Consider the following 21,336-nt stretch of genomic DNA (forward strand, 5'->3'; position numbering starts at 1 on the left):
CTTCTGAAAAATTAATTTGATAATTTTATTTACAAACTGTCATGTTTTTGTATGAATTAACTTTAAATCGTAACAAAGCTCGTTAAAGTAAATGAAGTTGAATAGCGTATAAATACCTGATTTTTAATTGATTGGTGTTTTTTGGGATGAACGGGGTATTTGTGAGTAAGATTAAGCTAATATAGTGGTCAAGAAACAGTGCGGTGCCAAATAAAATAGCGTTTCGCAATGATGAAATGAGCTGATTATCAATCTGAAAAAGCCATAAAAAAACCGTATCAATTTACTGTTGAAACGGTTTCTTTTTTGAATTTAGCAGAATATTGTCTAATAATCGACTAGATATTTTGGGATATTTTAGACTAAGTTTATCTTACATTTTTAGTTCGGTTTAAAATCAAAAATAAAGGATAAGAAGCCAGTGTTATGATCACAATAATGATAAAACTTTTAGGATCACTATAAACAAACCCGATTAATAATGCAATTGAAGCCAAAATAGCAATAATAGTAGTCCATGGATACCAAACTGAACGGTATGATCTTGGCAAATCAGGTTCTTTGGTTCTTAATTTGAGTAAAGAACAATAGGCTAGTCCCCAAACGATAATAGAAGTAAAAGCTGCAAATGAAAACAAGACTTCAAATGAACCAATACAGATCAGAAACAAACTAAAGAAAGAAGAAACCAAAAGTGCTACAATTGGTGTTCCGCCTTTATTGACAGCTGTACCTTTTTCGATAAAGAAACCATCACGGCTTAATCCATACAAAATTCGTGGCGGAATCATCATAAAAGCATTCAGTATACTAATCAAAGAAAAAATCGAAATAACGGTAACGATGATCGCTCCGTTTTTACCAAAAATAATATTGGCAACGTCTGCTGCTGCCAGATTTGATTTGGCGATAGTTTCAATAGGTAAAACATGAAAAAAGGCGATATTGAGTAAAACGTAGATTGTCATTACAAGCAATACACCGCTGAACAATGATTTTGGAATGTTTTTACCCGGATCATCATTTTCTTCAGCAAAAAAGCAAACGCTATTCCACCCATTATAAGTCCCGATAATAAGCTGAAGTGATTTAAAAAATCCAAATAACAAACCAATCTGAAAGAAAGAATTATCTTTTGCAATTGGTTCAACTTCTACGCCCGAATACATAAAACAGGCTACAACCAGAGCTACAAAACAAACCACTTTTATAAAACTTGTAATTTGCTGTATGGCGCTTCCGTTTTTAACGCCACTTAAGTGTAATAAAACAAAGGCAATCAATAGCGAAATTGCCATTACAGTAGCATAACTTTTAAGAGAAGGGAATAAAATAGTGATGTACTCGCTAATTACAATACAGAAAAAAGCTGGGGGAATGGCATTGGTAATATAATCAAACCAACCCGAAAGAAATCCGGCATATTCTCCAAAAGCCCTTTTAATATAATTGTAAGATCCTCCGGCTTTAGGGAGCATTGTAGCTAATTCGGCATAGGAATTAGCACCAATTAAAACAAATAATCCGCCAAAAAGCCACGAAGCAATTACAAGCCATTGATTGTTTAACAAAGAGGCAATTGAGCCCGGTGTTCGTAAAATTCCAACTCCAATGGTTCCTCCAATTAATACGGCAATATTAAAACTTAGACCTAAGCTTTTTTGTAATTGATTTTTCCTGGAATCTGACATATTTGGATTTTTTATTTTGAGGATAAAGTATTTGCGGGACAAAAGTACTACAATTAGAACATTTTCTTTTGCGAAAACAAAAAACCTCATTTAGTAGTAAATGAGGTTTTTTATATTGATTTAAAAAGCCAAAACTTCTTCTGCTTTTCAAAAAATGAAAGTTGCAGAAAAAGCTTTGGTAATCTAAATCTAATTCAAATATTTTAGAACTTGTATCTTAAGCTTGTCAGGATTTGACGAGGTGCAATTGGATTCACACTATAATTTTCGTGAACAGTATAATTCAACTCGTTTGTAATGTTTGATAATTTACATAGAATTGAGATTTTTTTCCAAGTGTAACCAGCCGATACATCTATTGTTGTGTATCCCTCAAGTGGAATTTCTCTATCCCAGATTCCGTTTGGTTTAGTAGAATCGTATTGATTGTTCCAGCCTCCAGTTCTTTTTCCAATATAATTTCCAATTGCTCCAACAGAAACTCCTTTAAACAAGCCATCTTGCAAGGTATAAAAGAAACTTAAATTTGCGGTATTAGCCGGAGTTCTTGCTAAACGATCACCTTCTATAAAACTTCCGTTTAATCCAGATGTTTTTGTATAGCGCATATCATTATAACTGTAACCTGCAATAATGTTTAAACCTTCAATTGGTCTGGCCGTAACATCAATTTCTATACCTTTACTTTTAGTTTCTCCACTTAAAACTTTTACGTTAGTATCAACGTTTGGAGTTGTTCCGTCTGCTTTAAATTCAGCTGTTTGTGCTAAATTACTGTTCGTGATTTGATAAACAGTAAAGTTTGCACTAAAAAGTCCACTTAAGAAATCAGTCTTGATTCCTGCTTCATATTGGTCAATAATTGATGGAGCAATTGGTTTTAAATCTGCAGTTGTTCCTGTATTTGGAGTAAATGAACTTGAATAGCTACCAAACAAAGAGATTTGTTTTGTTGGTTGGTAAATTAATCCAAATTTTGGAGAAAAAGCATTATCCAGTTTTTTACTACCAACAACAGGTGTTGCTTTTTCAGGGCTCACAGTTTGAACTCCGTTCGTAAGTATTTCTTTGTAAGTTGTTACTTCAGCTTCTTGCCAGGACCAACGAACACCAGCTAAAACTTTGAATTTATCTGTAATAGAAATCAAGTCTTGAAAATAGGCACCAAAACGATTGGTTTCTGTTTTTGCGATTTGAGTCGCTCTTGCATCCGGAATATCGTTTCTTTGTGTCGAAGGATCGAAATCAAAAAGATAGATAGTATCATAAAGGTTCGGATCAAATTTACCATTTACTTTAACTTGTTTTTCGTTAAAAGCATAAGTATAAGCCGTTGCAAATGAATTTTCCCAATCTGCACCTGTAAAGATTTGATGTTTTACAGATCCGGTATTAAAATTTCCCTGAAGGCTTAATTGATCTCCCAGAATTTGCTCTAAGTTTTTTGCCTGAGTTAGTCCTCTATTCCAGTAACCAGGAATTGGATATGTTTTAATGTCATCTAAATTAGACAATTGAGCTGTTGATTTTTGTCCTCTGTTATAAGTCTGGTATGAACTATTAAAATTAAGTTTCCAGTTTTTATTGAAATCATGATTTAATAATACCGATGCGCTGGCAGATTTTGTATTACCATTAGACCAAAGAGAACCGTAAAAAGCATTACGTGGTAAATCAAGAATTTGTTTTCCTATAATTCCTGTACCAAAATCCGGAGTCCAGTCTGCAGTTAGATAATCTCCCTGAACTGTAATTTGTGTTTTAGGATTGACAATGAAAAGCAAGGAAGGGTTTACATATAAACGCTCATTTTTTACAACATCTCTAAAACTTTCAGAGTTTTCATAAGAACCGTTGATTCTAAAAGCAATAGACTTACTAAGAGGTCCGTAAAAATCAAAAGAAGGTTTGTAGAAAGAGTAACTTCCCATTTGCATCGAAATTTCGCCACCTTTTTTGAATGATGGTGTTTTAGTTACCAAATTTAATACACCACCCGGAGCAACATTTCCAAATAATAAAGCAGAACCACCTTTTAAAAATTCAACTTTTTCTAAACCTGAAACATCAGGGATAGAACCTGAATTATAACGAAAACCATTTTTAAACATATTGTTGGTACTCATATCGTATCCTCGGGAAAAGAAAGATTCCTGAGCTCCACCACGGGCAGAACCTACATAGACCCCATTGGCGTTTTTTATAACTTCGCTTAAACGAATAGCTTGTTGTTGCTCTATTACATCAGAACCAATAACTTGTATACTTTGAGGGTTATCCATTGGTTTTAATCCTGAACGAACCGCAGTTACTGGTTTTGGCTCTTTATTTTTAGTAACAATTACTTCATTAAGGATTTCTCCTTTTTTATTTTTTACAGTATCATTTGTAGTAGAAGTGTTTTCTGCAGCTGCATATTGCTGACTATAAGAAGTAAAGCTTAGAACAGATAAAGCAAATAGTAATTTATATTTCATGTGTTTTATTTAGATTGAATAAAAATAACTTTTTGCAAATATAAGGTCTAAAAAAGGCTTTGACAAAATTTATAAAGGTGTTTTATTGCTTAAATTTGTCTTAGTATTATCTTAAGATCATCTTAATATTTTGGATGTAGTGATTTTATTCTTTAAACAGAAGCATTTAAAAATGGCAGAGCAGTTGTGCGATGCTGCATACAATCTAAACGGATAAAAAAACCTTGCCCAAAAGAACAAGGTTTGTAATATGTAGTGAAAAAAGTTTTATTTAACTGAGATTAAATAAGTAGCCATTTTCCAGATTTCATCGTATTTTTTTCCGTTATGTTCACCGGCAGCTTTTTCAGTATAAGCAAATTCTACCATATAATTACCAGACCAGATTGGTGTAAATGAGATTTCTCCTTTATCATTACTCAACAATTCTTTTTCCCAGCCATTAGGAGCAATTACCTTTATTTTTTGTTTTTTAGCTTCTTTTGCTTCATACAAAGCACTTACGTTTATCGTTGCTTTTTGTTTGGCAATTGTTGCTTCTTTCGAAAATAAACTAATAACATTAGAATTTGCAGCGGCTTCATTTCCTTTTGCAGCATTACCAACAGTTACAGTTGCGCTTGAGTTGTAATCTAATTTCATCGTTCCGTATACATCTTTTACAATATGATGCATTACTACAGTATAAACTCCGTCTTCATCCGGTGTAAAAAAGGCCTGATATTTATTTTCTAAAGCTTTAGCAGTAAGTTTAGTTTCTTTTTTTGACGGACTAATTACGACTAATGAAAAATCTTTTAAATCAGAAAACCATTTGGAAGCAAGTGTAATGTCATTATCTGAATATTCTCCAAAGAAAACAGAAATTTCCTGTGCTTTTCCTTTTGTACCTGTTGCTTTGGTTTCAATCCAAAGGGCATGAGCAAATAATTGTGGACTTGCAACTAACATTAAAAGTAAAAACGCTATCGATTTTAAAGTTTTAGATTTCATAATATGACGTTTAAATTTATTAAGTATGATTATTTTCTACAAACTTAAATTTTATTTAGAATAATTAAAAATAAAATTCAAAAAAACAATCCAATAAAGTAAATTTCCGGCTTTTATTAAAAATCATAAAAAGGGTAGAAGTTACACTTCAAAAGGTTTAATTTTGCAGTCTGAAAATTGACTTCATGATTTTACCTTTCTTCAAAAAAATTCAAAATACACCCAGGGGATTCCGTATTGCTAATACAGTGTTTTTTTTCCTTTCCGGATTTGGATATTCTTCGTGGGTTTCGCGTATTCCGCATATACAGGCACAATTGCACTTGTCCGAAGCTCAGTTTGGAGCTGTTTTATTTGCCTTTCCAATTGGTTTAATGCTAACAATGCCTTTTACAGGAAAGTTATTAAACAAATACAGCAGTCGTTATATCATGCTGCTTGGTGCCATAATGTTTAATATTGTCTTGTCTTTGCCGGGTTTAGTTGCTTTTGTCTGGCAATTGGTCATTGTGCTTTTGATTTTTGGAGCTTCACGTAATATTTTCAATTTGTCTATTAATGCACAATCTTTAGAAGTTCAAAAATTATATCCACATTCTATTATAACCCGTTTTCATGCAGTTTGGAGTATAGCTGTTTTTTCGGGAGCAGGTTTGGGGTATGTAATGGTTACGCAACACATCGCACCATCGCATCATTTATTGGGAGTAAGTGTTTTTATGCTGGCGCTTACTGCTTGTTTTTATCCGTTGAGTATTCACAATGAACCTGTACCGGTTAAAAAGAAGTTTTTCTCTATGCCCGAAAAGAATCTGGTGAAGTTTGCCCTGATTTGTTTTGTTTCTATGGCTTGCGAAAACACAATGTACGACTGGAGCGGTATTTATTTTGAAAATATATTAAAAGCTTCTCCAAAACTAACCAGCGCAGCATTTGTATTTTTTGCCACAGCGGTAACTTTAGGACGTTTATTTGGAGATTATGGTGTAATGAAATTTGGCATGAAGCGAATCTTACTTTACAGTGGAATTTTAATCACAGTAGGATTCGGAATCTGTTTTGTGCTGCCATATGCATATCCTACAATCTTTGGCTATGTTTTAATCGGATTTGGGGTTTCCTGTGTAGTTCCGTTAGTGTTTAGCATTGCCGGAAGATCTTCAAAATTAAGCAGCGGTTCTGCTTTAACATCTATTTCTACTATTGGTTATCTTGGGTTTTTATTGGTTCCGCCAATGGTTGGTTTTATCTCTGAATATTTAAGTATGAAATGGGCGTTTTTGGTAATGGCGGTTTTAGGTATATTGATGATTTTAATGGTGAATAAGATCGGGGAGAATGAGTAAGTTTTTTTAAGGTGCTGAGGTTCTGAGATACTAAGATTTTGCAGTGAAGAAATTGATACAAAGTTTTAAATTTCGAGGGAACGGATTAGCTTTTAAATCATCTTTTAATCCTTTTACTAAGTTCTATAATCACTTAATATGTTTATTTAACTCTCTCACAAATTCAGAACTGTTTTCGACTATTTCTAAGATATAAAATTTTCCAGTTTTAGATAGGACTTTATAGCCTTGAGGAATTTTTGTAATTGAAAAAATCGAGTTTAATAAAATAGTCTGCGGTAATTTTCCATTTTCAGTAATGGTTAATTTTTCATTGTCAATTTCATATTCAGTGCTCATTCTATTTTTAAATTTTTTATCAAAATAGAACCATCCAATTGGGGCTAAAGCTATAATTCCAATAAAGAATATTGTTCGGTCTGTGGTTAAATAATTGAATTTTTGCGTCAAAGCATAAGTAGCTAACAAAATACCTCCTCCATAGTTTACAGACATAAAAATTCTGTTTTTATTTAATGCTTTTGCTTTATTTTCTGCTGTAATGCTGTACTTCATTTTTTATTTAATCACGATAATTTTTACTTGGTGAATTTGAATCTTTATTATTTTGAGGCATCAGTTTGAATAAAATCTGACGGATTCTAAAAAATTTGTATTTTAAATTTAGGATTATAATCAAATGATTATGAAATAATTCTGATAATAGAAAAATCATCTGTTGGTTTTAATCCAAATTCATTTTCTAATCTTTTTAGTTTAAAATCAAGCATGTCATCTTTTTCAGAACTTGTTTTATCAACGGTTAAAAACTGAATAACATTAATTTCTTCTTTTGATTTAGGAGCGGATAATTTTTCGAAAGTAAAAATTCCATCCGTTGCAATACTGATGTCTTCAAGTAAGTTGAATTTAATTTTTTGTTTCTGTGAATTATAAAAGGTTTCAAAATCTTCAGAAACATGAAAACCTAAATAATCAGGTTTATTGTCTTGTTCAAATTCGGTTATTTTTCCATTTATATTGACAAAACCATCTCCAATTGCTAATACAATGCCTTTTTGCTGATCTTTATCAAATAAAAGAATTATCAGGGTTGTTAATAATTCCTTTTCATCAATCATCAATTGGTTTTTAATGATTTTAAGTTCATTTAGCAAATCCTGTAAAATCAACTTTAGACTCTCTTCAGGAGAAAGAGGCTGATTGTTTTTCTCAATAAATTCTTTATACCCTTTTTCTAAGCAGATTTTTTTTAGAATTTTTCCCACTAACAAAGAAGCAAACTGACTTTCTAATGCTGTTGTACAACCATCCATTACAGCGCAAACAATATTGTTTTTTCCGTATTCACCGATGAATAAATGATCTTCACAATTATTTTGATGATAATCGCCAATTTGTAATGATGAATATATCCTCATCTAATTATTTCTGCTTGTTTTTGATATTGATGTACGAATTTATCTTTTGGATTAAATTTATTTCTTCGCCATAACAAACTTCTCAGAACTCACTTTTCCTTGTAAATTCCCTGAAATCTCAGCGGTCAAAGTATTATCAGCACCTTTTGTATAAGTGATTTTTTGAGGATAATCGTGTTTTGGATTTTCGAAAACCAATTGTTTATCAGATTCTGCAGTCGATTGAAAAGCAACTGGCTGATCATCATTCTGACCTTTTACAGTGGCAAAATAGGTTAAAGTTTCTCCTTTTTGTGCCAAAACTATGTTCTCAAAATGCAAAGTGTCTTTTCCTTTAATAAAATAAGAAGCGGCACTAAAAGTACTGTCGTTTAGTTTTATCCAGTTTTCAGAAAGAACACCATCTGGCGAAGTATTTTCCCAGTTTCCGATTAACCAGTCGGCAATTTTGATTTTATCTTTTTCAACAGATTCCTTTTTTTGACAAGAAACAACAGCTAAAACAAGGGCTAAAAGAGTAATTTTCTGAAACATATTTCTGAGTTTTGGTTTTAAATGGAAGCACTAAAGTATGAAAAAAAACTTAGCCACGAATCTCGCGAATTTTTGTGTCACGCAGATTTAAAAAGATTTAAGCTGATCTTCACAGATTTGTATCATTTAAAAATCAAAATTTAATCTGCTCAAATCTGCAGAATCTTCGTGAAATAAAAATTAAATACTTTCTTGTAAAATCAAATAAACCAGCTCTTTAGTTGGTTTTTGATCTTTTAGTTTGGTTCTGACTTCATCAAAAGTCACTTTAAAATCACAGCCAGATTTATATTCCCCACAGCCATAAGCGGTTTTTCCTTTTAAGATGGTTCCTTTTTTGCATTTTGGACAGGTTAAAACGTCTGAATCAGCTGTTGTAGCAGGTTTTGCTTTTGGAGCCGTTTTTTTGGATTCTAGTTTCAGTTTATAATTTTCCTCAAAACGAATTAAACCTTCAACAGTTCCTTCTTCGGTTTTAAAGCCTTTTATATTTACAGTCGATCCTTTTTGAAGCAATCGTAAATACTGACTTTCGGTGATTTTTTTATCCGAAAAAACATAAGGCAATACAAAGTCACAACCTGATTTATATTCGCTGCAACCAAAGGCTGATTTTCCTTTTATGAGGTTTCCTTTCTGGCATTTCGGACAGGTTTCTGCCAGAATTCCTGCGACTTTCTTTTTTTCTGCTTTTACAACTGGTTTCTGAATCGTTGCGGCATGCGATATATTGGCATGTTTGGTTTCGCTTCTTACTTCGGTAACCAAAGCTTCAACCATGCGTTTCATGTTTTTGATAAACGCTCCGGCAGTAAAAGTTCCTTTTTCAATATCTTTCAGCTGCTTTTCCCAGGAACCGGTAAGCTCTGCCGATTTGATCAATTCATTCTGAATCGTATCAATCAACTGAATTCCTGTTGGTGTTGGTAAAACCTGTTTTTTATTTCGAACAATATACTGACGCTTAAAAAGGGTTTCGATAATGTTCGCTCGTGTTGACGGACGACCAATTCCGTTTTCTTTCATCAGTTCCCGTAAATCCTCGTCATCTACTTGTTTACCTGCAGTTTCCATGGCACGCAGTAAAGTTGCCTCAGTAAACTGATTGGGTGGTTTGGTTTCTTTTTGCAGGAAAGAAGGCTCGTGCGGACCTTTTTCGCCTACAACAAAACTCGGCAGTAAATCTGCTTCTTTTTCTTTGGCGTTTGGGTCTTCAAATACGACACGAAATCCTTTTTTCAGGATTTCTTTTCCGGTGGCTTTAAAAGTTACATCAGCTGCTTTTCCAATTACGGTGGTATTGGCAACCAGACAATCATCATAAAATACTGCAATAAAACGTTTTACGATGATATCATAAACCTGTTGCTGGTTGTACTGTAAATTGATTTCTATTCCCGTTGGAATAATCGCATGGTGATCTGTAACTTTTTTATCGTTGAAAACTTTAGGCGATTTTTTTATTTTTTTGCCCAGAACTGGTTGCGTTAACTCGGCATAATGTGTTAGTTTTTGCAGAATTCCCGGTACTTTTGGATAAATATCGTTTGGTAAAAAAGTGGTGTCGACTCTGGGATAGGTAACTACTTTTTGTTCGTACAAAGTCTGAACGATTTTAAGTGTTTCATCTGCAGAAAAACCAAATTTGGTATTGCAATAAACCTGTAAACCTGTTAAATCAAATAGTTTGGGAGCATATTCGTTTCCGTTCTTTTTTTCGACAGAAACAATTTCGAACTCGCTTTCTTTGACTTTTTCGGCCAAAAGCTCACCATCTTCTTTTTTCAGAAAACGTCCTTCTTCATAACTAAAAAGGGTTTCTCTATATAAAGTTTGTAATTCCCAGTAGGGTTGAGGTTTAAAATTTTCTATTTCTTTCCAACGATCAACAACCATTGCCAATGTTGGGGTTTGTACACGTCCAATAGACAATACTTGTTTGTATCCGCCATGTTTTACGGTGTATAAACGTGTGGCATTCATACCCAATAACCAGTCGCCAATCGCTCTTGAAAATCCGGCGTAGAATAAATTATCGTAGTTTTCAGAAGGTTTTAGGTTTTCAAAGCCTTCTTTTATGGCTTCGGTTGTTAAGGACGAAATCCATAAACGCTGTACTTCGCCTTTATAATGGGCTTCGTTCATGACCCAACGCTGAATCAGTTCTCCTTCCTGCCCGGCATCCCCGCAGTTGATAACAACTTCGGCTTTGTCGAATAAACTTTTTACGATTTTAAATTGTTTTTGAATTCCTGAATTCTGTACCACTTTGGTTTCGAATTTTTCAGGAAGCATAGGCAGATTATTCAAATCCCAGCTTTTCCAGTGTGGTTTGTAATCGTTAGGTTCTTTTAAGGTACATAAATGCCCAAAAGTATAGGTTACAGCATAACCATTGCCTTCGTAATATCCGTCGTGTTTGGTATTGGCACCCAAAACAGATGCGATTTCACGTGCTACACTTGGTTTCTCAGCAATACAGACCTTCATTTTTCTCTTTCTTATTCGAAGGCGAAATTAAGAATTTAAAAAGTGGTATTGAAATTTAAAGGGGCAAAGTTGTAAAGTTACAAAGAGGCAAAGGCTTTTTGTTGCTTGCAGATTTAAAAGAGATTTGAGTAAATCTACAGAGTGTAATTTTAAAAAATCTAACAGAATCTGCTTAAAAAACTTTTGATGTTTTTAATGTTATTGAACATGAATAAAGTATAAAAACCACAAACAGAAGCTTGTGGTTTTTGTACTTATAAATTTTAGTTTTACTTTAAAAGTAAGCAACTTGTTATTTTTTTTGTCTCAATTTTAGATGCAAATTAGATTCTCTCAAGAATTCATTAACATGTTCTTGTTTGATTTGTTTTCTGTCTAACCCTTTCAGACTGCCTACATATCCTGTAAATACATGGCTTATATTAAGGGGAGAAATAACTCCTTTATGAGATGTATTATGGCAAAAGAAGCAATTAACAAGATCGTTAACTGAAGTTTTGTTTATTGTTGTTGGACTAAATCCTGCCTGAACATAGGTTTCCATCGTAATATTGTAAGCTGCAACAGAACCTCTGGTTAATTTTCCAGGGTTAGAATCTGAAAGATTATCAGCTAACGAATCTAATAATGCCGCCTGTGCCGGAGTACCATTGTATCCTGCAGTATTAATCCACAATGAGCCATTGTAAAAATAATTGTTCCAGATACCTTTCAGCTGTGTTTTAACGCTTTGATTAATCGTACGAATATTATTGAAGTTTTGTGAACCATTTTGACTCGTTTGCATATAAACCTGAACATTATGAGAACCTTTCATTACTTTTTCAACAGGCACGCCATATTTGTAAAGGGAAAATACATCTGTATAAATTCCGTTTTTTGTAGTTATATTTTTAACTGTTGCAGTACTGCTTTTATTAAAAAAAGGATAATTAAATGTACTGGTCACCGGTGCATCAGTTGTTGGCGTAGCTTTAGACCAATCGTAAGCAGGTGCAAGATTTTCATGTTCAAAAGTAGCCCATACAAATTCAGGATGATTTTGTACGACACCCACTACATGCATTCCCAAAAGTGCTATTCTTTTTTTTACTCCATTGATGACCCCCTGAGTTAAAAAATAAGAAGTAGGATTCTCGAGTGCACTAGCATCAATCCAGGAGGTTTTAAGTTCTAATGAGCCTACAGGAAAAGTTATACCTTTTATTTGGGCAGGGTCTTTTTTTGCTATTGGACCATATTTTAGCATGGTTGAATACATTAGGTTGTCCATGAAAATAGAATAATAAACTGTAGTAGATTTAGGAACACCTGATGTATATTTAGGGGTTTTTAAAATATCAGAGGTAGAACTTGCCTGAGCAGTATCTCTTAGAACAATTCCTTCACTTGGATCTAATCTTTTACCTTCCGCAGTCACCTGAATCAAATTGGAAATAAAAAATGGTTTTCCGTTTACCTCATTGGTTAACCAAAGAAATTTTTGCCAGGACCATTGGTGAAAGTCACAATTTGTTACTGTTGCATTGTTGGCAAAAACGCTTGTTGGTCCTTCATTTGGTGGAGGAGTCTGGCGATTGTTGTTTACCATTGTAAACCAGTTAGCCGGAGCTAAACACTCAGAAGGAGCAGCACTTTTGTTTACAGTTGTATAACCGTCTTTTTCTCCCTTTGCGTCCTTTTTACAGGCACAAAGTGAGATCAGTGCGAAAAAAAGGAATAATGTTTTTGTAGTTTTCATAATACGGGGCTTTAGTTAATTTTTGTAGTTGTTTCTTTTGAATACCTGAAAGTAAGTAATTAAGAAAATGACTACCAAAAAAATGTCATAAGTCCCCTATATTTAGGTACAAAGCCGATAAAAAGGTGTATTAGTAAAAAAGAGACGCTAAGGTTCTAAGGTACTAAGATGCTAAGTTTTTTGTTTTAGCACTGAACGTATTTATACCTTAAAAATATCAATTCTTTTCATCCAGAAAATTTCTGATTCTAAAAACTGAAGTTTTGTTTTTACCACTTTATCACTTTTGTCTCTTGGATTTTTGATTATGAATCTTGCAATAGATTTATTAAAATCTAAGGTATATTTTTCGTCAAAGTCTTCTTTTTTATTTGCCGAAAAAGTAATCATATTGTCTTTTGCACTCCATTTTCCTTTTCCGTATTTGTTGCCTTCCGGTGGATTTCCGCCTTGCATTTTTTGATACGAGTGAAATTCAAATGTTCCGTCCGGGTTTAAAGTTAATTTATATTCGATGATATGTTTTCCTTCTTCACCTAATGAACGGGTATAATCGCCGGCAAATGAAGCAGATTGTGCGGATAAAGTGAGGGTAAAAATTAAAAGTACTGCTTTGATTATTATCTTCATGGTTTGGTTTTTTGTTGGTTTGAAAATGGATTATCCTGTACTAGTATTGTATATGAAGTACTTCGAAATTTATTTTTGTAATTGGGCTTTTAAGACACTACTTTATTTTGTCATTTTTTCTATAATGATTAGCAAAAGAATAACTGAACATCAATACAATACCGCTAATGAAAGAATGATTCCAGTTTATGCCACTATCAGGTTCTTTTGTATAAGTAAAGTATATATTCACAATTAGAACTGGAATAAATGTTATTAAAAGAGCAATAAAGTTTCTCATGGTTTTTTGTTCGTTTGAAAATGGATTAGAAATTCTGCATCAAAACTAACAGGTTTAAAATCAAATTCCTTACGTAAAGCCGTAAGCCTTATTTTGAAAGTGATTATTACAATTTATATTATAAATGTTGGTTGTACATCCAGTTCTGTACAATCACTCAAAAGTTCATAACCTGAATTTGCAAATCCTGATCGTGTACCTTTTTTTTGCCGGAAAATAAACGTATCTTGCAACATAGAAATGTAATAATAATGGAAACTGCCAATTTTTATTTAGTAAATAGCTGTTTGATGTGCCTTATGTACACCTTATTATATTTGCATGATGATACTTTCTTAAAAAACTCAAAAGAGTTTATTACTTGTGCCCTGTCGCAACTCTAGACAGGGAATCCTTTGTTTATATAGTTCGTTTTTTTAACCTCAATTTTCATTCAGGATGTGATATCATTGAATCAGATAGAGCTACAAGATATTCAATGAAGAGTTGTATGTCATAATCTATGAAAAGTGAGCAAACAAGAAAGTTATGTCACAAAATATTATTTTAACCACAGGAACATACGATTTAATCAAAGATCACGTAAGAAGAAAAAAAGTAACCCCACAAGAAGAAGAATTACTGCTAAGCGAGTTAAAACACGCTACTCAGGTATTGAGAAAAAACCTGCCGGAAGATATTGTTTCTATAAACCGAAAAATAACTTATAAAGAGCACATCAATAACGAAGAAAAAACGATTCTGCTTGTTGGTCCCGAAAAAGTAAAAGTGAGCAAAAACAAAATTTCGGTTCTTTCTGATGAAGGAATTGCAATGGTAGGTTACAAAGTGGGAGATCTTATCGAATGGCCTGCTAAAAAAGGAAATCTGAAATTAGAAATTTTAAAAGTAGAAGCAGAGGCTTAACGTTTTATTGTTTTCGATTTAAGTATAGTAGCATCCCAAAAGCGTTTTCTTTTGGGATGTTTTTTTAAGGAAGAAATATAAATGGTATTAAAAACAAAAAAATAACAGGAGAATTGCTTCAAAAAGGACTCATTAAAAGATTAAAATAATTATATTCGTTCTTCCAAAAATGAACTATAACCAACTATAAATGAGTATGAAACAAGCGGGAACTATAAACGAAGTAATTCTGTTACTGGATGAAATAATAGAAAAATCAAAGATCGACCAAAGCAATATAGGTTTATTTGCGATTTTGTATCGTGAAGTTACTGTAAAGGTAAAAGAAGGCATTCAGGCTGGTTCTTTTCAAAATGGAGAGCGGATGGAAAAGCTGGATGTTATTTTTGCCAACAGATATTTGAAAGCCTATTATCAATATCAGGCCAAAGAAAAACCATCCGAATGTTGGGGATTTGCTTTTGAACAAGCCGAAAAGTTTTGGCCTATAGTGGTTCAGCATTTACTACTCGGAATCAATGCTCATATTAACCTTGACTTAGGAATAGCTTCTGCTCAGGTGAGTACAGTCGAAGACATAGCAGATTTAAAAGCCGATTTTGATAAAATAAATTTCATTCTCAGTAATTTGGTTGGCGGAGTCGAAAAATGCCTAATCAAAATCTGGCCAACATTGACGTGGATATTAAAATTTACAGGTAAAATAGATACTTTTTTTATTGATTTCAGTATGGAAACTGCAAGAAACGGTGCCTGGAAATTTGCCAATGAATTTGTTGCAGTTCCGGAAAATGAGAGAGAAGCCTGCACACAGCTAAGAGATAAAAGAATAACCGAAATTGCCCGATTGGTTTCAAACCCGGGATATTTTGTGAGCGCCGTTTTTAAATTCATTCGCCTATTCGAAAGAGGAACTGTCGCTCAAAAAATAATTGATATGCAGATAATGGAAGCAAAAAATATGGAATGTGTTGTGGCGTGATTTTAAAAGATAATACGACAAAAAAGCGTAAAGTATTATTTCCAGTCTAAAATAAAGTCAAACAAATTTTCGACAATTATTTTGAGCCAGTTTTTCTTTTTTTGTTGTGTTTTTGTCATGTTTAGTAGCATGTTATCCTTTGTAAACAATAATCCCTTTGCCGTTTTCGGTAGCTTTTTTAAATGCTGTAAAAATGATTTTTACGTGATTTAAAATATAATCCCAATTATTCGTTTTTGTAAAATATCCGGCATTGTATACATAAGGATCTTGCATTTTTGATTCATTATAAGCTTCATCAATTTGTTGCAAAGAAATTTGACTCATTACAATATTCTTTTTTACTACATCTATTGTCTTAATATAGCTCCAATCTGAATCTTTTAAGAATTGACCAAATAAATTGCTTAATACTTTTTCTTCAGAAGTATCATTCTCAACAATTAGAAAACTGGCAATATCCCAGGCTTTATCTAAATAGAAAAAATTCTCACCTTCATTATGAAACTTACCATCAGGATTAACATAATGCTCTAAAAAATAATTTTCTGATTCTTCAGGACTTTCTAAAAATTGATCTATAAATTCATCATCTATCAGATGAAGTCCGCATACGATTCCCATAAAATTGAGTTGAGATTATTGATTAGTAAGAGCGTTAGTCTCTTTTGAACCTTGTAAATATAAAAAAGCTATATGTTTTTTCGAAAAGAATCTTCTAAAGAAAACGAATAAAAAATGCGCAAAAGTTAGTAAAACCTTTTGCGCATTTTGATTATAGAGCTATTTTGTTAATACTGTAAGTTGAAGTTTAAAGCTTTCTAACTTTATTAAATAGAATATAGAAAACAGTAAAACCCAAGTAATAAAGGTCAATAATAAAGAAGTGAAATTGTAATCTATAAACGACGCATATTGGCAAAAGAAACCAAAAAACAGAAGTGATATAAAATTATACAAAAACGCATTTTTTAAACTCATTTTGAAACAGCCGGTTAGAAAATTCCAATTTTCAAGATGGTCAGAAATTATAATTTTTGAGGGATTAGATAAATCGATTACAACATTTTGAGAGAAATCTAGTGCTACAACGATAACCTGATTTTTTACCTGATATTTATAATGATTCTCGTCTAAGATTTTTGTGATTTTGTTTAGTTCCATCTTTATAATTGTTTTGGTTTTTTAAATTTTGTTTTTGATTCCTGAAATAAAATATATTTCGTCGTCTATTGGTACTTCATATGGAGGTAAAGCTTCATTAACAAATAGTGAGCAAACACCTCCTGCAATTATAGCCATAGGTCCACTATAGACAAACATTAAAGCTCCCATTGTGTCTGCAACAATTACTTTAGAACCGGGTTTACCAGTCGCTTTTTTGGTTGGAGTACTTTTGGAATTCCAATATTGATTTGAACTGTTTAAAACACTTTCAAATACGACCAAACTATTTTGCTCATCTATCGTTAGGGCATTGCCTTTTTTTGATAAAGAATTTGATTTAAAGTTTTCAATTTCAACCATGCATTGATTATATCCCATGTTGTTTTCTAGAATTTTTTCAACTAAGTCTCCTAATCTTCTCGATACTTTGCCAGAAGCATATAATTGCTCTTTATTTGAATTCCAGAATGTATCTATGTCAAATCTTTGAGGATCAATATTTTTGAATGCTATTTTTACATCATCGACATTTACATTTTTGAATTCTTCAGGATATTTTGTTTTTAGTTCAGTAGTCATTTCGTCAATAACTGAACCAGCTGTTTTTCCTGAAAGACTGTGGTATTTTTTGTAATACAGATCTAAAGCTTCGTTATGATAAAAACCATAATCTGTTAGTGGAATAGAACCTGTTTCTTGTAAAGAAGAATCTTGTTCTTTTGTGCAACCAACAAAAACTAAGTTTATTGAACACAGCAATAAATATAACAATTTTTTTAAATTTCTCATTTTCTTTTTTTTTTAATAATTAGTAATGTTTTTCAATTGTTAGGCCTATTTTTTCTAATTAGAATTCATTATAAGTCTTGTAAAATAAAAGGTTTGACGGATAATCGATTGTTTAAATCGAAATCTGTCTTACTGGAAATTGTAGATGAAATTTGTAATTTTTGGATTATCCATTAATACACCTGAAGTGGTATTGGTGTTAATTTTTAATGGAATTGTACGATTTTATTGTGAAAACCTTTATTTTTACAAAACAGTTACAAAGTAAGTAAAAGATTACGATGTGCAAAACTAATTCTACTTGTGTTTTACTAATAGATTTTGTTTTTTACGGAAATTTATTTTACTTTAAGAATTTTAAATATCTTTGATTAATGAGTACAACAGAAAAACCAAGACATATCGGAAGAAACATTAATCGTATTAGAGAACTAAAAGGCATGAAACAAGAAGCCTTAGCGTTTGCAATTGGCGTAAGCCAGCAAACAGTTTCTAATCTTGAAGCAAGTGAAACTATTGACGAAGAAAAACTAATTGAAATTGCAAAAGCGCTTGAAGTTACAGTTGAAGCAATTAAAAATTTTTCAGAAGAAAATGTGATTAATTACTTTAATACTTTTAATGAAGCTGTAAATAATGGCCATTTTGGGAATAATAACAATTGTACTTTTAATCCTCTTGATAAAGTCGTTGAACTTTATGAACGTTTAGTTCAAGCCGAAAAAGATAAAAATGAATATTTAGAGAAATTCCTGGGAGGAAAGTAATTTCTTTTTTGATATAAAAAGAAATGCGCAAAAGGTTTTGAAAAAGCTTTTGCGCATTTTTGGTTTTGTGAAAGAGGAGCGGGGCGCTTGAACTAGCGAGGGATAATCTTCAAAACCTTTGTTTTGTAGTTTTGAATTAAGTATTAAAAAAGAGCATTAACATCATTAAACCTCCCAAAAACAGAACCCCAATCATATGATTTCGATTACTGTTATCATCTTTTTTTTGGTTACTTCCGGCTGGTGACCAAAAACTTGAAAATGTTCTAAATTCATTATCGTTTAACAACGTTGTTAAATTGAAATAAAAAAATCGAACCGTAGCGCCCAAAAACTCAAGAATAATTCGACCACATATTATTTGTTCAAAATCCATTTTGAAATAGTATTACGTTTAATTATTAATCATAAGAGTTTAAATTTTTGTCATATTTTCTGAGCCATACCCACAACCTGCACAGTAAATTGCTCTGGGAGTTCTAAAAGGTTTTTTACAATTTGGACAATCTTTTCCAAATTGACTTCTTCGATGATGTAAAATAGCCAAAGGATTTGATTCATATTCTCCTGTTGTTATACGATACATTTCAAGTAAATAACGATATTTCTCAAACGTTTCAATTTTGTTTAACCAAACAAAATCTTTAATGCTTCTTCTTTTTAATTCTTTTTCAACAACTTCTTTTCCTTCAAACCATGCATCACGGCATAATTTAAATTCATTGTCGTCAAGCATTTTGACTTCTGTATCACAGCGCCAACAGAATTTTTCTTCAATCAGGTTAGATTTTTATTTTACGCATTTACTTGGCTCAACATAAAGAGACAGAAGTAAAACAGTGTGTTGTTTATCATAGATTATCAGTTGAACTATTTAAAACTAAAAGCTGTTAATTTAAAAAAAGCTTCTCTTTTATTGAGTTTACTTACGACTAATTTTTTAAAACCAACAACATTGTTTTTTTTGTCAAGTATGAATAAATAATAATGTCTATATAGGTAAGAAAACCTAGAGGGTCCGTAATCACCTGACGAAACAAATAGATATTTCTTTTTATTATACTTAACATTATAAAAATCCATTTGTGCATAATCTAACAACTCATCAATTTTATACACTTTCTTGTTAATTCTAAAAGAATCATTATACTTATGGTAAGTCTGATCTCTAATATATTCAATATTAAAAGAGCATTTAGCACAGCCATATATAAATAAGTTCTGCTCATTGTAAGATGTATATGTACAAAAATTGGTTTCAGGTATATTTTCAAAAATCAGTTTTGGGTTATTTTGAGAGAATAAAAATGTAAACTGCCAAATACAAGCAATTACAAAAACTGTTTTTATATACATTTTACATTTATTGTCCATTGTTTCCTGTTGCTATTTTAAATTTTTCTGAAACCTTCATAAAAGTAGTGCCGGATATTTTTCCTTTTGAATTTTTACCACTATAGGCTGCTGTACTTTCCCATTTATAATCCCATTTTCCTCTTAAAGTAGGTGCTTTCCCATTTTTATATGTAATATAATGTTCTCCTGGTACAGCATTATCTCCTAATTTGAATAAATCATGATCGCAATCTGTAAAAATTAAGCCCTCATGCCACTTCTCAAATTTACTTCCTATATCATTACCGGCCCAATGTGTACCATTATTCGAATAATCTCGACCTCTATTCAAAGCATTAATTGCTCCAGCAATTACTGTTTGCATAAAAGTATTATTCCTTTTGTCATCAATAGCTTTTTTAAATTTATCAAACATAGGATTGCCATCAGTTGCAGCATAGGCTAAAGATTTTTTACCTGTTAACTTTTTGTAATTGACCATTGTATTTGCAATAGCATATACTTCGTTTTTATTTTCAACCCCATTTCCAACTGAACTTTCTGCATAAGCTATTCCTGCAAATTTTATAAAATCGTTGTGAGTGATATTCACATCATTTTCTTTTAAAATTTTGGTGTTATTATACGTTACAAAATCTTCTCCATTCTTTTTTTGAGTAGATTTTCCATCGCAGACATAAACATCGTCTATACTTCCTTCAAAATCAGGGTCATTTATTTTTCCTTCAAAAGTTCCATCGTTATTATAAAAATGCCCGTTTATATAAATAATGCGTTCTTCCTCTTCCTCTGTGGGTACAAAATATAAAGGTTCGTTTGGAGGAATCCATGATACTTGCCAATCTTTTATAAAATCGTGAGGAGTTCCATAATTTTGAATTGCAGGCGAAATGGTCAAGACAACTTGCATGTTATTAGTTTCATCTACTTCATCTGTGTAAAATATTTCTGAAAATTGAACTAAAAAAGCATCATTAAATTTATATTTCCTTATCGGGATATCTTCTTGACCTTTACTATAAAAGTGAACTTCACCTTTTTCCATTCTTTCTATTTCGTTTTCAATATCTTTAGTCATATTATACCAAAAAATCTCGTCGCTTTCCTGCGACACAAAACTTAAGGTAATAAGTCCGCCATTGATATCGCTGGTTGGTGATCCTATAGCTGATGTATATCTGTAATAATTGGTAGTTATCCAGAGTAGTTCTCTTTCTTGTCCTAAAATAAATAGCTTGGCTGATGTCATATTTTCATCTTGGTTAGTTTAAGTTTTAATAAAACTATCCGGTAAAATATTTTTAAACAACTTCAATAAGTTATTTTTATATCAACATAAGACATTATTGCTGGGCAATCCCGAAAGTTTTCGGGACTGACTTTGTGCTAATTGGTCAGGAGACTTTTATCAAGCTTAGGAACTCTTCGCAGAGTGGAGAAATATAAAATCTCTGTTTCAGAATTGTAAAAATTATATCTCATTTTAATTGAATGGTTTTGAATTAAGTATTAAAAATGAGCATTAACATCATTAAACCTCCCAAAAACAGAACTCCAATCATATGATTTCGATTACTGTTATCATCTTTTTTTTGGTTACTTCCGGCTGGTGACCAAAAACTTGAAAATGTTCTAAATTCATTATCGTTTAACAACGTTGTTAAATTGAAATAAAAAAATCGAACCGTAGCTCCCAAAAACTCAAGAATAATTCGGCCACATATTATTTGTTCAAAATCCATTTTGAAATAGTATTACGTTTAATT

Annotated in this window: 21 protein-coding genes; 4 read left to right on the forward strand and 17 right to left on the reverse strand. The window is 32.1% G+C overall.

Annotation, left to right across the window (positions count from 1 at the left end; all coding sequences use genetic code 11):
* Positions 1 to 368: 368 nt before the first annotated feature.
* The 3 genes from A4F88_RS16160 to A4F88_RS16170 form a co-directional block, all read right to left on the reverse strand.
* Positions 369 to 1,691, reverse strand: a complete 1,323-nt coding sequence (locus A4F88_RS16160; protein ID WP_068843713.1) for an APC family permease — start codon at positions 1,689 to 1,691, stop codon at positions 369 to 371.
* 203 nt (positions 1,692 to 1,894) lie between these two features.
* Positions 1,895 to 4,168 carry a TonB-dependent siderophore receptor gene (locus tag A4F88_RS16165; RefSeq protein ID WP_068843664.1) on the reverse strand — a complete coding sequence of 758 codons (2,274 nt, stop codon included), beginning with the start codon at positions 4,166 to 4,168 and terminating at the stop codon, positions 1,895 to 1,897.
* Positions 4,169 to 4,435: 267 nt separating this feature from the next.
* Entirely contained in the window at positions 4,436 to 5,161 is a 726-nt protein-coding gene (locus A4F88_RS16170) for a hypothetical protein (RefSeq protein WP_068843665.1), read from the reverse strand.
* Between the two features lie 185 nt (positions 5,162 to 5,346).
* On the opposite strand from A4F88_RS16170, the gene A4F88_RS16175 reads away from it, so the two are divergent.
* On the forward strand, positions 5,347 to 6,507 hold the full coding sequence (locus A4F88_RS16175; protein WP_068843666.1) for an MFS transporter: 1,161 nt from the start codon (positions 5,347 to 5,349) through the stop codon (positions 6,505 to 6,507).
* 129 nt (positions 6,508 to 6,636) lie between these two features.
* Here A4F88_RS16175 and A4F88_RS16180 read toward each other — a convergent pair whose 3' ends face one another.
* From A4F88_RS16180 to A4F88_RS16205, 6 genes are all read right to left on the reverse strand, one after another.
* A complete protein-coding gene (locus tag A4F88_RS16180) occupies positions 6,637 to 7,062 on the reverse strand; it encodes a hypothetical protein (protein WP_068843667.1) in 426 nt (141 codons plus the stop codon).
* A gap of 128 nt (positions 7,063 to 7,190) precedes the next feature.
* A complete protein-coding gene (locus A4F88_RS16185; protein WP_068843668.1) occupies positions 7,191 to 7,928 on the reverse strand; it encodes a protein phosphatase 2C domain-containing protein in 738 nt (245 codons plus the stop codon).
* Between the two features lie 57 nt (positions 7,929 to 7,985).
* Positions 7,986 to 8,462, reverse strand: coding sequence for a DUF6265 family protein (locus tag A4F88_RS16190; protein ID WP_068843669.1), 477 nt, complete (start codon positions 8,460 to 8,462; stop codon positions 7,986 to 7,988).
* 180 nt (positions 8,463 to 8,642) lie between these two features.
* Positions 8,643 to 10,952 (reverse strand): type IA DNA topoisomerase, encoded by a 2,310-nt coding sequence (locus tag A4F88_RS16195; RefSeq protein ID WP_068843670.1) that lies wholly within the window; start codon positions 10,950 to 10,952, stop codon positions 8,643 to 8,645.
* 292 nt (positions 10,953 to 11,244) lie between these two features.
* Positions 11,245 to 12,693: a hypothetical protein gene (locus tag A4F88_RS16200; RefSeq protein WP_068843671.1), complete on the reverse strand. Its 1,449-nt coding sequence runs from the start codon at positions 12,691 to 12,693 to the stop codon at positions 11,245 to 11,247.
* Positions 12,694 to 12,894: 201 nt separating this feature from the next.
* A complete protein-coding gene (locus A4F88_RS16205; RefSeq protein ID WP_068843672.1) occupies positions 12,895 to 13,323 on the reverse strand; it encodes a copper resistance protein NlpE N-terminal domain-containing protein in 429 nt (142 codons plus the stop codon).
* A gap of 808 nt (positions 13,324 to 14,131) precedes the next feature.
* On the opposite strand from A4F88_RS16205, the gene A4F88_RS16215 reads away from it, so the two are divergent.
* Positions 14,132 to 14,509 carry a GreA/GreB family elongation factor gene (locus A4F88_RS16215; protein ID WP_068843674.1) on the forward strand — a complete coding sequence of 126 codons (378 nt, stop codon included), beginning with the start codon at positions 14,132 to 14,134 and terminating at the stop codon, positions 14,507 to 14,509.
* 190 nt (positions 14,510 to 14,699) lie between these two features.
* Positions 14,700 to 15,491 (forward strand): DUF5995 family protein, encoded by a 792-nt coding sequence (locus A4F88_RS16220; RefSeq protein WP_068843675.1) that lies wholly within the window; start codon positions 14,700 to 14,702, stop codon positions 15,489 to 15,491.
* 132 nt (positions 15,492 to 15,623) lie between these two features.
* On the opposite strand, the gene A4F88_RS16225 is transcribed toward A4F88_RS16220, so the two are convergent.
* The 3 genes from A4F88_RS16225 to A4F88_RS16235 all read right to left on the reverse strand — a co-directional run bounded on the left by A4F88_RS16225 (position 15,624) and on the right by A4F88_RS16235 (position 17,447).
* Positions 15,624 to 16,115, reverse strand: a complete 492-nt coding sequence (locus tag A4F88_RS16225; protein WP_068843676.1) for a DUF1877 family protein — start codon at positions 16,113 to 16,115, stop codon at positions 15,624 to 15,626.
* A gap of 159 nt (positions 16,116 to 16,274) precedes the next feature.
* Positions 16,275 to 16,655, reverse strand: coding sequence for a hypothetical protein (locus tag A4F88_RS16230; protein ID WP_068843677.1), 381 nt, complete (start codon positions 16,653 to 16,655; stop codon positions 16,275 to 16,277).
* A 21-nt stretch (positions 16,656 to 16,676) separates the two neighbouring features.
* Complete coding sequence (locus A4F88_RS16235) at positions 16,677 to 17,447, reverse strand: hypothetical protein (RefSeq protein WP_068843678.1); 771 nt, start codon at positions 17,445 to 17,447, stop codon at positions 16,677 to 16,679.
* 374 nt (positions 17,448 to 17,821) lie between these two features.
* Between A4F88_RS16235 and A4F88_RS16240 the strand changes: the two genes are divergently transcribed.
* Positions 17,822 to 18,214 carry a helix-turn-helix domain-containing protein gene (locus A4F88_RS16240; protein ID WP_068843679.1) on the forward strand — a complete coding sequence of 131 codons (393 nt, stop codon included), beginning with the start codon at positions 17,822 to 17,824 and terminating at the stop codon, positions 18,212 to 18,214.
* A gap of 136 nt (positions 18,215 to 18,350) precedes the next feature.
* Here the strand turns inward: A4F88_RS16240 and A4F88_RS16245 are convergent, their stop codons facing one another.
* From A4F88_RS16245 to A4F88_RS16265, 5 genes are all read right to left on the reverse strand, one after another.
* Positions 18,351 to 18,590 carry a hypothetical protein gene (locus A4F88_RS16245; RefSeq protein WP_143154968.1) on the reverse strand — a complete coding sequence of 80 codons (240 nt, stop codon included), beginning with the start codon at positions 18,588 to 18,590 and terminating at the stop codon, positions 18,351 to 18,353.
* Between the two features lie 39 nt (positions 18,591 to 18,629).
* Positions 18,630 to 18,950 carry a hypothetical protein gene (locus A4F88_RS16250; RefSeq protein WP_082815788.1) on the reverse strand — a complete coding sequence of 107 codons (321 nt, stop codon included), beginning with the start codon at positions 18,948 to 18,950 and terminating at the stop codon, positions 18,630 to 18,632.
* A gap of 134 nt (positions 18,951 to 19,084) precedes the next feature.
* Positions 19,085 to 19,570, reverse strand: a complete 486-nt coding sequence (locus tag A4F88_RS16255; RefSeq protein WP_143154969.1) for a hypothetical protein — start codon at positions 19,568 to 19,570, stop codon at positions 19,085 to 19,087.
* A 7-nt stretch (positions 19,571 to 19,577) separates the two neighbouring features.
* Entirely contained in the window at positions 19,578 to 20,819 is a 1,242-nt protein-coding gene (gene tssD / locus A4F88_RS16260; RefSeq protein ID WP_068843682.1) for a type VI secretion system tube protein TssD, read from the reverse strand.
* Between the two features lie 253 nt (positions 20,820 to 21,072).
* Entirely contained in the window at positions 21,073 to 21,312 is a 240-nt protein-coding gene (locus tag A4F88_RS16265) for a hypothetical protein (protein WP_068843683.1), read from the reverse strand.
* Positions 21,313 to 21,336: the final 24 nt, after the last annotated feature.

Origin of the sequence: Flavobacterium chilense, from assembly GCF_001602525.1 — a bacterium.
GTDB classification, from domain to species: domain Bacteria; phylum Bacteroidota; class Bacteroidia; order Flavobacteriales; family Flavobacteriaceae; genus Flavobacterium; species Flavobacterium chilense.